Source organism: Rhodothalassium salexigens DSM 2132 (assembly GCF_004341375.1).
Lineage (GTDB): Bacteria > Pseudomonadota > Alphaproteobacteria > Sphingomonadales > Rhodothalassiaceae > Rhodothalassium > Rhodothalassium salexigens.
Window position 1 is genome coordinate 192,874 of sequence record NZ_SLXO01000005.1, and the last position, 12,372, is coordinate 205,245.

Genomic DNA, 12,372 nt, shown 5'->3' on the forward strand with positions numbered 1-12,372 from the left:
CGCCGCCGCCTCAGCCATGGCGTGTCTCACGGCACCGGCGGTCGCCGGGCCGGACGTCCGGTGCCGGTGGATGGGCCGATGCTGGCGCGGTTGCGGGAACCGGATGGTCGCCGACAGCCTCGGCCGCCGCGAGCGCGCCGAACAGGATCAAGGCCGGCGCTGCCGGGTCGGCCGGCGGTGTCGCTACCGCGAGCGCCAGTTCGTGCACGGTGGTGCGGGTCAGGTGCTCGGCCGGCGTGCTGACCGCTTCGGCCAACAGCGCCGGCGTGTCGCCCGGCAGCCCCTGCGCCATCAGCGCCTCGGCCAGGCGCGAGAAGGTGCGCCGGCCCATATAGACCACGGTGGTGGCGTGGCGGTCGGCCAGCGCCGCCAGATCCAGATCGTCCGGCAGGTCGCCGCGCGCGTCGTGGCCGGTGACGAACTGCACCCGCCGGGCGGTCAGGCGCCGGGTCAGCGGCAGCCCGGCGGCAGCAGCGGCGGCACAGGCCGCGGTGACGCCGGGGACGATCTCATAGCCCAGCCCGGCGCCGCGCACCGCGACGATTTCCTCTTCCAGGCGCCCAAACAGGCCGGCGTCGCCGGCCTTGAGACGCACCACCCGCAACCCCCGTTCGGCATAGTCGATCAGCAAGCGCGAGATATGGTCCTGGCGCGGCGACGGCCGGCCGGCGCGCTTGCCGACCCCGATCAGGTCGGCGTCGGCCCGGGCATGGGCCAGGATCGGCCCCGAGGCCAGGTCGTCGAACAGCACCGCATCGGCCCGCTTCAACCGGTCGACGGCGTGCAAGGTCAGCAACCCTGGATCGCCCGGCCCGGCGCTGACGAAACTGACGAAACCGCTCGGCGTATCGGTCATGGCTGGATCTCCGCGATCAGGTGAAAGAAGCTGCCGGTCACCCGGCCGCGGGTCGAACCGGTCTCGTCCACGGCCACGCCGGCAGCCCCGGTGACGTGCGCAAGCGGCGGGTCGGGTTGGTCGACGATGGTGGCATAGTGAAACTCGTGGCCCGACAGCACGGCGCCGGCGCCATGGCCCGGCATGGCCGCCCGCAAGGTCGCCCGGCGATAGCCCAGGCTCAGGCGGCGCTGCTCGAAACTGGTGACCAGCCCCAACAGCCCGGCCATGGCGTGGCGGCGGCCGTCGGCGTCGACCAGCCCCTGGCCCAACACCATGTAGCCGCCGCACTCGCCGTGCACCGGCCGGGTCCGGGCGTGGGCGCGCAGGCCGTCGAGAAAGCGCGATGCAGCGGCCAACCTGCCGGCGTGCAGTTCGGGATAGCCGCCGGGCAGCCACACCAGGTCGGCATCGGCCGCCGGCGGCTCGTCGGCGAGCGGCGAGAACGGTCGAACCTCGGCGCCTTGAGCACGCCAGGCGGCCACCAGATGCGGATAGGTGAAGGAAAACGCCGCGTCGCGGGCGAGCGCGATGCACGCCGCCGGCGGCGGCGGCCAGCCGGCGGCCCGCGCGCCCGCCGACCTCGGCTCGCCCCCAGTGCCGGACCCAGTGCTGCCCCCAGCCACGCCCGGCGCGTCCGGTTCGCCTGGTTCACCCCGGGCGGCGGCGCGCACCGCGTCCAGGTCCACATGGGCGGCGACGAAATCGGCGAGCCGGTCGAGCGTGGCGTCGAGGTCGGCGCGCTCGCCCGCCTGGACCAGCCCCAGATGGCGTTCGGGCAGGCTCAGATCGGCGCGACGCGGCAGGGCGCCCAGGACCGGCAGCCCCATGGCGTCGAGGCCGGCGCGCACCAGCGCTTCGTGGCGCGCCCCGGCAACCCGGTTGAGCACCACGCCGGCCAGGCGCGGCGCGCCCGGACAATGGGCGAACCCCCAGGCGGTGGCGGCGGCCGACTGCGCCTGGGCGCTGACGTCGAGCACCAGCACCACCGGCCAGCCGAACCGCTGCGCCATGTCGGCACTGCTGCCGCCGTCGCTGACGCCCTGGTGGCCGGCACCGTCGAACAGGCCCATGGCGCCCTCGGCGACGATCAGGTCGGCGCCCTGTGCCTGGCCCGCGATGGTGTTGAGAAGCGGCGGCGCCATGGCCCAGCCGTCGAGGTTGAACGACGCCCGCCCCGCCGCCGCCCGGTGGAACGCCGGGTCGATATAGTCCGGCCCGGTCTTGAACGGCTGCACGGTGACGCCGGCCCGGGTGAACGCGCGCAACAAGCCCAGGGTCAGCGTGGTCTTGCCGCGCCCCGACCCCGGCGCCGAGACCAGAAGCCCCGGCGGCAGCGTCCGAACCCCGCTCACCGCCCGCCCCCGCCGTGGCCATTCCCCCCGTGCCCATTCCGGCTATGCCCAGCCGCGCCATCGACCGCACCGCCGACAGCGCCGCCCGGCGCCGCCACGGCCGCGCCTTGGGGCGCTTGTGGGGCGGGCGCATCGGGGCCGGCCTGGGCGCCAGGGCCGCCATGGGCCTGACCGGGGCGGAACCGGCGATCATAGTCGGCGGCGTAGAGCCGGCTGTCGTCGAAGCCGTCGCCACCGAGCGCCGGGCCCACCAGGATCAGCGCCGTGCGCGCCACATGGCCCGCGCGCTCGGCCATCGCCGTTTCGATGGTCGCCAGGCTGGCGCGCACGACCGCCTGGTCGGGCCAACTGGCGCGATAGACCACCGCCACCGGACAGTCGGCGCCATAGTGCGGGCGCAAGTCGGCGACCACGCGGGCCAGATTGTGGATCGACAGGTGCACCGCCAGGGTCGCCCCGGTGCGCGCAAAATTGGCCAGACTCTCGGCCTCGGGCATGGCCGAGGCCCGCCCCGGCGTGCGCGTCAGCACCACCGACTGGGCCACGCCCGGCAGGGTCAATTCGGCTTCCAGCGCCGCGGCGGCGGCGGCAAAGGCGGGCACCCCCGGGGTCACCGACACGGGGATAGAGAGCGCCCGCAGGCGGCGCAGTTGTTCGCCCATGGCCGACCAGATCGACAGGTCGCCCGAGTGCAGCCGCGCCACGTCCAGGCCGGCGTCGTGCGCCGCGCGACACTCGGCGACGATGGCGTCGAGGTCGAGGGGCGCGGTGTTGACCAGCCGCGCGCCCGCCGGGGCGTGGGCCAGCACCGCCTCGGGCACCAACGAGCCGGCATAAAGACAGACCGGGCAGGCGGCGATCAGGTCGCGCGCGCGCAGGGTCAACAGGTCGGCGGCACCGGGGCCGGCGCCGATGAAGTGAACGGTCATGGGGCACCTCGTGAAACGAAAACGGTGGCGATGGCGCAAGTGGCTTGGCGATCGCCCGAAATCCTGCGGGTCCGGGTCAGGCAGGCGCGCGGATCGAGCGCCCGCGCAGCGGCCAGGGCGGCGGCCTCGGCGACGCTGCCGGTGCCCCGGTGGGCCAGGCTGTGGGCCGAGCGGGTCGGCGTCGCCACCGCCGACAGCCGACCCGGCGGCACCGCATGGAGCGTCAGGCCCAGCTGCCGGGCCAGCCGCCGCACCGCCCCGGCGTCGGCCTTGTCGGCGGGCACGGCCAGCGCGCTGACCCCGGCAGCCCCGCCGGCGCGGATCAGGGCGTCTTCAAGACTGGCCAGCCCCGCCCCGGCCCGAAACCCGAAGCCGGCGATGCGCTGCGCGCTCATCGGCTGACGCTCCACTGCACGATGGGATAGGCCGCCGCCCAGGCTTGCCGGCGCCCCAGGGGCTGCGCCTCGGACAAGGCGATGCGCAACAGCGTGCCACCGACATGGCGCTGCCACCGGCCCAGCAACGCCTCCGATTCCAGGGTCACCGCGTTGGCGACCAAGCGCCCGCCCGGCGCCAAACGCTGCCACACGGCGTCGAGCAGCGCCTCGGACAGCCCGCCGCCGATGAACACCGCGTCCGGTCGGTCGTCGGGCGCGCGCAGCTCGGCCAGGGCCTCGGGCGCCCGGCCGTGCACGACCGCCAACCGGTCGGCGCCCAAGGCGCAGGCATTGGCGGCCAGACGGCGCGCGCGGGTCGCGTCGGCCTCGACCGCGGTGGCGCGCAAACTGGCGTGACAGGCCAGCCACTCGATGGCCACCGAGCCCGAGCCGCTGCCGATATCCCACAGATGCTCGCCCGCGCGCGGGCACAGCGCCGACAGGGTCAGCGCGCGCACCGGGCGCTTGGTGATCTGGCCGTCATGGTCGAACAGCGCGTCGGGCCAGCCGCTGGCGCACGGCACCAGAAGCGCCCCCCCGCCGGCGACCCTCTCTGCCCCGCCGCCCGCCGGCGCCGGGTCGCAGGCCATGTCGAGCGCCGCACACACCGGATGGGCGGGCGGATCGGCGGCCCAGACCGCCTGCCCCGCCACCGCCTCGGCGGTTGCCGCGCGGACCCGTTCGCGCGGCCCGCCCAGCGCTTCCATGGCCCACAGCCGCGTGGCGGCGAACCCGCGATCGCACAGCCACTGCGCCAGATCGGCGAACGCGGCGCCGTCGCGGACCAGCACCAGCGCGCGCACGCCGGGCGCCAGATGGGGCCGCAGCCGGGTCACCGGTGCGGCGTGCAGGCCCAGGCACAGCGTCTGTTCCAGCCCCCAGCCAAGCCGCGCGGCGGCGAGCGAGAAAGTCGACGGCCCCGGCAAGGCGCGCCATTCCCCCGCCGCCAACCGCCGGGCGAGGCTGCGGCCGGCGCCAAACCAGAACGGATCGCCCGAGGCCAGCACCACGCCGGGCCGGCCGCGCCGCGCCTCGACCAAGGCGAGCCCGTCGGCGAACGGCGCCGGCCAGACCAGCCGCTCGGCCGCCCTGGCTCCCAGCCCGTCGATCAACGCCAGATGGCGCGGCGGCCCGATGATCCACTGCGCCGCATCGAGTGCGGCACGGCTTGCGCCACACAGCCCATCCGCGCCATTTTCGCCCACGCCCACAATGCTCAACCAAGGAGTGTCGGTCATGGTCGCATCAATCCTCATCCTGGGCGGCACCACCGAGGCCACGGCGCTGGCCCAAGCGATGGCCGAGCGCGGGCAACCGGCGGTGTTGTCGCTCGCCGGCCGGGTGGCGCGTCCCAAGCCGCAGCCTATCGCCACGCGCGTCGGCGGCTTCGGCGGCGTCGCCGGGCTGGTCGACTATCTGCGCGCCAACCGGATCAGCCATGTGGTCGACGCCACCCACCCCTTCGCCGCGACCATGAGCGCCCATGCGGTCGCCGCGTGCGCGGCCGTGGGCGTGCCGCTGGCCGCGCTGACCCGGCCGCCCTGGACGCCCGGCCCCGGCGACCGCTGGCACCGGGTCGCCGACATGGACGCGGCGGTGGCCGCCCTGGCCGGGCCGCCGCGCCGGGTCATGGCCGCCGTGGGCCGCATGCATCTGGAGCGCTTCGCCGCCCAGCCGCAGCATTTCTATCTGTTGCGGCTGGTCGACCCGCCCGCAGCGCCGCTGCCGCTGCCCCACGCCCATGTGGTGGTGTCGCGCGGGCCGTTCACCCAAGCCGGCGACAGCGCGCTGATGCGCGACCACCGCATCGACCTGGTGGTGTCGAAAAACGCCGGCGGCACCGGCGCGCGGGCCAAGATCGACGCGGCGCGGGCGCTGTCCCTGCCGGTGGTGATGGTCGACAGGCCGGCGCTGCCGGCGCGTACCGACCTGGCCTCGGTGCCGGCGGTGTTCGACTGGCTCGCCCATACTCAAGCCGACCTCGGCGTGTAGACGAACGGCCGGCCGCCCGGCCGGGCGATCAGCCGGGTCCGGCTCGACCCCAGGATCACCACCGTGCGCATGTCGGCCATCTCAGGCGTCGCGGCGCCCAGGCGCACGACCTCGATCCGCTCGTCGGGCGTCGACACCGCGCGGGCGAACAGGATCGCCCGGTCGGCGCCGCACGCCTCGGTCAACAGGGCCAGCGCGCGGGCGAAGCCTTGCGGGCGGGCGCGCGAGCGCGGATTGTACAGCGCGATGGCGAAATCGGCCTCGACCGCCAGCCGCAGCCGGGTCTCGATCAACGACCAGGGCTTGAGATTGTCGCTCAAATTGATCGCGCAGAAATCATGGCCCAGGGGCGCGCCGGCCCGGGCGGCGGCCGCCAGCATGGCGGTGATCCCGGGCAAGACGCGGATGTCGAGCGCCGCCCACGCCTCGGGCCCCGCCTCCACCGCCTCGAACACCGCCGAGGCCATGGCAAACACGCCCGGATCGCCCGACGACACCACGACCACCCGGCGCCCCTCGGCGGCGAGCGCGAGGGCGGTGCCGGCGCGCTCCACCTCGACCCGGTTGTCGGAGCCATGGCGCGCCACGCCCGCCCGCACGGGCACCCGCGCCACATAAGGCGCATAGCCGACCAGGTCGGTGGCGTGGTCGAGGGCCGCTTGCACCTCGGGCGTGACCAACCGGGGGTCGCCCGGTCCCAGGCCTGCGATCGCCAGCCACCCGGTCATGGCCGCCGCCCCCGGCCGTGGGCGACCACAATCGAGAAATAGGGGGTGCTTCGGCGCTCATAGGCGCGCAGCGGCACCACCCGCTGCTCGGGCAGCGTGGCGCATTGGACCAGCCACGCGTCGTCGCCCCGGCCGGCGCGGTCGAAGGCGCGGCGCACCCGGTCCAAATGGCAGCCGAGCTTCATCACCACCACCGCGTCGGCTTGGGCGATGCCGGCGGTCAGCCGCTCCTCGTCCAGCGTGCCGGGCAGCACGGTCAGCACATCGTCGCCCCAGGTCACCGGCTGGCCGCTGGCGGTCCACGCCGCCGACATGGCGGTGATCCCGGGCACCACTTCGACCCGGCAGCGGTCCTTGAGGCGCGCGTGCAGGTGCATGAACGAGCCGTAGAAGAACGGGTCGCCCTCGCATAAGACCACCACGTCGCGGCCGGCCTCCACCAGCGCGCCCAACTGCCCGGCCCACCGCGCGTAGAACCCCGACAGCAGGGCGTTATAGCGCGGGTCGTCGACCGGGATCTCGGTGGTCACCGGATACTCCATGGCCAGTTCGACGGCGGTGGGCGGCAGCAGCCCCTCGACGATGGTCCGCGCGCGCCCCGGCCGGCCGGCCTTGCGGAAGAACGCCACATGACCGGCGGCGGCCAGCAGCCGTGCCGCGCGCACCGTCATCAGGTCAGGATCGCCGGGGCCGAGCCCCAGGCCATAGATCGTGCCCATACCCCTATTCCTCCCGACTGGCGAGCGCGTTGACCGCCGCCACGGTGATCGCGCTGCCGCCCAGGCGGCCGGCGACGATGGCGCACGGCACCGGCTGGGCGGCCCAAAGCGCGTCCTTCGATTCCGCCGCCCCCACAAAGCCCACCGGACAGCCGATGATCGCGGCGGGGCGCGGGCAATCGGGCTCGGCCAACATGGTCAGCAGGTGAAACAGGGCGGTCGGCGCGTTGCCGATCGCCACCACAGCCCCCGCCAGGTGCGGCCGCCACAGCTCAAGCGCGGCGGCCGAGCGGGTATTGGCCATGGCGGCGGCGCGCGCCGGCACGCTTGGGTCGGTCAGCGTGCAGATCACCGGATTGTCGGCGGGCAGGCGCCGGCGCGTGATGCCTTCCGAGACCATGCGCGCGTCGCACAGGATCGGCGCCCCACCGCCGAGCGCCCGGCGCGCGGCACCGGCAAAGCCGGCGGAGAAGCGGATATGCGGCGCCAAGTCGACCATGCCGGCGGCGTGGATCATGCGCACCGCCACCGGCTCTTCGTCGGCGTCGAACCGGTCGAGCGCCGCCTCGGCGCGGATGATGGCGAACGATTGCGCATAGATGGCCGCGCCATCGGTTTCATAGTCATAACGCCGCGCGGGCGGGGAACAGGGATCAGACATCGGCGACAAACCCAGTTGGAAGGGAAAACGCATCGCCAGCCGGCCGGTCGGCGGACACCGCCGGGCTGCTATGGCGACCATGGTGGGCGCGGCTTTCAAGAACCGTGGAGGGCGCTTGGAGCCTTTGAGGCATCGGGAAGCGGGCCGGAGCACCGGCCGGGATCGCCCCGGCGACCCGCTCGGCCAACGCAGCGACAGCGGCGCCATGCCCATGGGTTTCGGGCCAGGCGAGCCCGAGCCGGGCGTCGAACGGCGCCAGCACCGGCCGGCCGAGCGCCACGATCCCGGTCGCACCGGGCGATAGAGAAGACCGGGGCGAAGGCGATGACGAAGGCGGGGGCGGGGGCGGGGGCGAAGGCGGGCCGACGGGCGCGAAGCTCGCCCGGTGCACGCCGGCCACGCCCGCCGCCGGCACCGGCGCCGCCCCGGGCGCGCGGGCGTCGACCAGCGCCCCAGCGCCGATCAGCCGCGCCTGCCGGGCGAGCCAGCGCGCCGCGCAGGCCGGCGCCCCGGCCGGGGGCGAAAACAGCGTCCAGACGTCGAGGCCACGGGCCGCCAAGGCGTCCACCAGCGCCGTCACGCCCGCCGTGTCGGCGCTGGCGATCATCTGCCGATCCACAGCGAGCAGCACGCGCGGCCGCGGGTCGCGGTCGACGGCCAAAAGCCGCGCGGCCGGGCAGGCCGCCCCCCCATCGGGCGTCCACGCCGCCATGGCGGCCAGGCGCTTCGGCCCCACCGACGGCGGCACATAGACCCCGAAGGCGAGCGCCAATTGCGCCAAGGCGGCGCGGGCGGCGGGGATACCGCCGCCGGCCAGCAAGCGCCACAATCGCTGCACGGTCGACGCCGGCAGGGGCGCGGGCGCCGCGCGCCCGGCCGACACGCCCGCCCCGGCCGGATCGGCCGGATCGGCGACGACCGCCAAGGGGCCGCCGGCCCGCCAGTGGCTCAGCCGCTCGACCACCCGGTCGGTGGCGGCGTCGGGCCGGGTCGCCACCACGGCGACGCCCTGGGCACCGGCCACCGCCTCGGCGGTCAAGGCCGGCGCCCGGCAGCGGCTGAGCGGCGCGCCCGCCGCCCGGTCGCCCGCAAGTGTCACCGCCGCCATCGGCGCCAAGCGCAAGCGCGGCAGGTCGGTGCGCTCGGCAGCGGCGGCGCGCCAGGCGCGCGCGCACAGGCGCAACAATGCATCGTCGTCGGCGACCAGGATCACATCGGCGGCCGGCGCGGTCGGGTCGAAGCTGGGCTGGCCGGTGATCATGCGCCGCCTGCCTCCGCCCGGCCCAGCTTCGACACCCGGCCCTGCCCGGCGCGGGCCGCGCGTTGCCGCGCGGCGCGTTCGCCCGCCTCGCGGATCAAGGCGGCGGTGCGGAACGCGCCATGGGCGAGCTTGGAAATCGGCACGGTCAAGGTCAGGCCCAGCACACTGCCCAGGTGCAGCGCGAGCATCAGCCCCATGGCCGGGGTGTCGCGCAGCGCCAGCAAGACCAGTCCCGAGGCCGCGACCCAGGCCAAACGGCCGCGCAGCGCCCGGTCGGCGCGCGCCATGGGGCCATGGTCGGGCGCCTGGTCCCGGTGCCGGCGGCGACGGGCGAGGCCGGCGAGCCCGCCCAGCATGAACACACCGCCCAGGGTGCCGAGCCAGACCGGCGGACTGGTCAGCGGATAGGGCGCCACACGGCCCAGACCGGCGTGGTAGACCGCCGCCACCAGGGTGGCGGCGGCGGTCAACGCGACCCCGGTCACCACGGCATGGTGGCTCCACCGGCGCCAGCGGTCGGTGCGCCCCAGCCGGTCGTGACACCCAGGACCGCGACCGCCGCCCAGATTGCGCAGCACCACAGCATCGGCCACGCCGCGCGCCACAACCCGCCAGGACCAATGCACCGGCGGCCCGGCGCTGGCCAGCCAGAACCTCCCCAATCGCCCGGCCAGCCAAAGCCCGGCCAAGGCGACGCCGGTCGCCGCCAGCGCCGACATGACCGCGTGCGGCAGCACCGCATAGAAGGCGCCGGCGCCCTGGTGGACGGCAAACAGGCGCGCGCCCGGGACCAGCAGCAGCATGGCCGCCGGCACGGCGACCACCGCGCCCCAGAACAGGCCGCCGGCCAGACGCGGGTCGCCATAATGGTCGAGGCGCACCCGCGCCAGCGCCGCCGGCACGCCGATGGCGAACCGGTGCGGCGGCGCATACTGGCAATCGTAGAAACAGGACCGGCAGTCATGACACAGATGCGCCAGATGGCGCAGATCGGCGGCGCGCAGGTCCGGGCGGCGCTGAGCGGCGGCGAACACATCGCACAAGCCGGTACAGAACCCGCACACATTGCACAGATTGAGCGTGCGCCGGGCGTCGTCCTCCGCCCCGCCGCCCAAGGCCACCCCCGAAGCGGTCGTGGCCGCCGTCGCCGACGCCATCCGGGAGACGCGGCCGGGTCCGCCGGGCGCCGAGGGCATGGCCTCGACGGCTGGTGCGGCCACTGACGCGACGAATGGGGCGGCGGCGGTCTGGGCGTCAGCGGATTGCGCCTTCGCCCCCGGTGCGAGGGTGACCCGACGCGCCGCCGCGCGCCCGGCCACCCGGCCCGACACGCCGGCCAGGGTCAGCCCCAGGCCCGACAGATAGCCCTGCCCCATGACCGCCCCGGCGATGGCCGCGCCGGCGGCGAACACCGCCTCGGCCGCGCCGCCGTCGCCGACACGCACCCGGCAGGCGTCGTCGACCGCCAGCCCGTGGCGGGTGAAGGTGATCCCGGGACGGATCGGCAGCGCGGCGAACGGACCGCGGCCATGGCCCAACCGTTCGGCAGCCACCGGATCGCTGGCCAGCGTCGCCTCCAGGCCCGCCGCCGCGATGCCGCAGCGCCGCGCCAGTCCCGACGGCGTCGCGTCGACGATCGGCGGGTAGACCAGCGGCGGCAAGGACGCCAGCGCCTCGGCGCCGAGGACGATCCAGGCTTCGGGGTCGGCGCGCTCGGCCAACAGGCGCCCCCAATGGGAGTAACGCGCCGGGCCGGTCACCGCGCGTTCGTCGGCAAACCGCCGGCCCGAGCGGTCGACGACGATGCCGAGCGCCATGCCCTCGGCGCGCGCCACGATGCCGGCGTCGTCACATGGCGCGCGCGCGTCCACCGCTACCCAGTGGCCGTCGCCGGGCCGCCCGGCCGACAGCGCACCGGCGGCCCACAAGGCCGTCAGGGGCTCGCCGCGATTGTAAGGGGTGCCGCGATTGGCCAACGCCGATGGCTCGGAGCCCGCCGAGCGGGCCAGCGCCGCCCGGTCGGCGGCATAGCCCCCGCAGGCGACCACGACGCTTTGTGCCCGAACCCCGCCGCCGCCGGCCAAATCCAGGCGCACCCCGTCGCCGGGCTCCCCCAGCGCCACCCCCAGCACCGGCATATCCTGGACCACCCGCACGCCGAGCGCCCCGCTGCGGGCATAGAGCGCGTTGACCAAGGCCTGGCCGCCGCCGCGCAGAAACCGGGTGCGCCGCGAATAGGGCAGATCGCCGGCGGCCAGCGGCTCGAACGCCACGCCTTGATCGGCCAGCCACGGTCCGAGCGCCGACGCCCCTTGCGCGACCATCGCCGCCAACGCCCGGTCGGCGCCGTCAAGCCGGGCCAGATCGGCGGCGAATTCGGCGACCGGATAGCGATCGGGCTGCCAGGGGCTCGGCGCGTCCTGGGCCAGGCGCAGATTGCGGGCATGGCGGGCATTGCCGCCGCGCAGCGCCCAAGGGGCGGCATCCAGCACCAGCACGGCAAAGGCGCCGGACAACCGCGCCTCGATGGCCGCGCACAGCCCGGCCATGCCGCCGCCGATCACCGCCACGTCCCACAGCCCGGCGCCACCGGGCACGAGCGGACGATCGGCGGCACGGCGCCGGACAGGCTGTAAAGACGTCGTCTGCGTCGCCATCAAGGCTTCCCCGCCCGGTTGCACACTCTGAGCGGGGGAAGCACATCGCGAAACGCGGCGGCAGCGACATGGGGCGACCCGGAGCGACTGCGCGTTGTCGGCGATCCACCGGGGCACCCCGCCCGAGGACGAACATTGGTGCCGGCAGGTCTCCTGGCTCGCGGGTCTGGGCTTTGCCCCGCCTTCCCACCATCCAAGGGACGGCAGTGGCCGAAAGGGGACGAAAGCTCACCGCTTACAGTCGCGGGGGCGGCGCCGGTCTCTCACCGGCTTCCCTCTTAGCCCCGGATGGCGACGCCGACCGGGGAACCGTTGCACGCCCTGGTGGGTAGACACTGACACCCGCGACTGTCAAGCGCGCTTGACGATGACCCGCGGCCCGAGGGCGGGCGCCGGCCGCCCCACCCGGCCGCCGAGCGGGATCGGTCCTTGCCCGCCTGCCCGGGCTATGGAATGCTCACGGCTGCGATGGTGACGGGCCGGCCGCCAGGGTCGGTTCGTTGAAAAGGGAAGTCGGGCCGGTTGGCATCTCCATGCGCCAATCGGTGACCGCGCCGCCCCCGCGACCGTCAGCGGCGAGCCTTGTCTTGACCCCATGCCACTGGCGCCTTCGGGCGCTCGGGAAGGCAAAGACCAAGGCCCAGACCCGCGAGCCGGGAGACCTGCCTCGCCCCCATCGGCGTCGACGCTTGCTCGGCGCCGGATGGGCACGACTGTCACCGGCGGGGAGGCCGGTGC

At 75.2% G+C, this 12,372-nt stretch carries 10 protein-coding genes, 1 pseudogene and 2 riboswitches; of the genes and pseudogenes, 1 reads left to right on the forward strand and 10 read right to left on the reverse strand.

What is annotated here, in order from left to right:
- Window positions 1-10: 10 nt before the first annotated feature.
- The 5 genes and pseudogenes from cobA to cbiE all read right to left on the reverse strand — a co-directional run bounded on the left by cobA (window position 11) and on the right by cbiE (window position 4,854).
- On the reverse strand, window positions 11-856 hold the full coding sequence (cobA, locus tag EV659_RS08640; protein WP_132708469.1) for a uroporphyrinogen-III C-methyltransferase: 846 nt from the start codon (window positions 854-856) through the stop codon (window positions 11-13).
- On the reverse strand, window positions 853-2,250 hold the full coding sequence (locus EV659_RS08645; RefSeq protein WP_207894069.1) for a cobyrinic acid a,c-diamide synthase CobB: 1,398 nt from the start codon (window positions 2,248-2,250) through the stop codon (window positions 853-855). The genes cobA and EV659_RS08645 overlap by 4 nt, the downstream gene beginning before the upstream one ends.
- A gap of 164 nt (window positions 2,251-2,414) precedes the next feature.
- Window positions 2,415-3,179: pseudogene (gene cobM, locus EV659_RS08650) on the reverse strand (precorrin-4 C(11)-methyltransferase); the annotation flags it as partial.
- A complete protein-coding gene (locus EV659_RS08655; RefSeq protein ID WP_132708471.1) occupies window positions 3,176-3,574 on the reverse strand; it encodes a cobalamin biosynthesis protein in 399 nt (132 codons plus the stop codon). The pseudogene cobM and the gene EV659_RS08655, both read right to left, overlap by 4 nt.
- On the reverse strand, window positions 3,571-4,854 hold the full coding sequence (cbiE, locus tag EV659_RS08660) for a precorrin-6y C5,15-methyltransferase (decarboxylating) subunit CbiE (RefSeq protein ID WP_132708472.1): 1,284 nt from the start codon (window positions 4,852-4,854) through the stop codon (window positions 3,571-3,573). The genes EV659_RS08655 and cbiE overlap by 4 nt, the downstream gene beginning before the upstream one ends.
- On the opposite strand from cbiE, the gene EV659_RS08665 reads away from it, so the two are divergent.
- Window positions 4,853-5,608 (forward strand): cobalt-precorrin-6A reductase, encoded by a 756-nt coding sequence (locus tag EV659_RS08665; protein WP_132708473.1) that lies wholly within the window; start codon window positions 4,853-4,855, stop codon window positions 5,606-5,608. The two genes, cbiE and EV659_RS08665, sit on opposite strands and share 2 nt — an antisense overlap.
- On the opposite strand, the gene cobJ is transcribed toward EV659_RS08665, so the two are convergent.
- Genes cobJ through tcuA form a run of 5 tightly spaced genes read right to left on the reverse strand, consistent with a single transcriptional unit; the run spans window position 5,587 to window position 11,634 of the window.
- Window positions 5,587-6,336, reverse strand: a complete 750-nt coding sequence (cobJ, locus tag EV659_RS08670) for a precorrin-3B C(17)-methyltransferase (protein ID WP_132708474.1) — start codon at window positions 6,334-6,336, stop codon at window positions 5,587-5,589. The genes EV659_RS08665 and cobJ overlap by 22 nt on opposite strands.
- Window positions 6,333-7,055: a precorrin-2 C(20)-methyltransferase gene (locus EV659_RS08675; protein WP_132708475.1), complete on the reverse strand. Its 723-nt coding sequence runs from the start codon at window positions 7,053-7,055 to the stop codon at window positions 6,333-6,335. Before EV659_RS08675 ends, cobJ begins: the two co-directional genes overlap by 4 nt.
- Before the next feature lie 4 nt (window positions 7,056-7,059).
- Entirely contained in the window at window positions 7,060-7,716 is a 657-nt protein-coding gene (locus EV659_RS08680) for a precorrin-8X methylmutase (protein WP_132708476.1), read from the reverse strand.
- Window positions 7,709-8,977 (reverse strand): hypothetical protein, encoded by a 1,269-nt coding sequence (locus tag EV659_RS08685; protein ID WP_132708477.1) that lies wholly within the window; start codon window positions 8,975-8,977, stop codon window positions 7,709-7,711. The genes EV659_RS08680 and EV659_RS08685 overlap by 8 nt, the downstream gene beginning before the upstream one ends.
- Window positions 8,974-11,634 (reverse strand): FAD-dependent tricarballylate dehydrogenase TcuA, encoded by a 2,661-nt coding sequence (gene tcuA / locus EV659_RS14855; RefSeq protein ID WP_200287960.1) that lies wholly within the window; start codon window positions 11,632-11,634, stop codon window positions 8,974-8,976. Before tcuA ends, EV659_RS08685 begins: the two co-directional genes overlap by 4 nt.
- 126 nt (window positions 11,635-11,760) lie before the next feature.
- Window positions 11,761-11,963: riboswitch (cobalamin riboswitch) on the reverse strand.
- A gap of 123 nt (window positions 11,964-12,086) precedes the next feature.
- Window positions 12,087-12,317, forward strand: a riboswitch (cobalamin riboswitch).
- The last annotated feature ends 55 nt before the right edge of the window (window positions 12,318-12,372 follow it).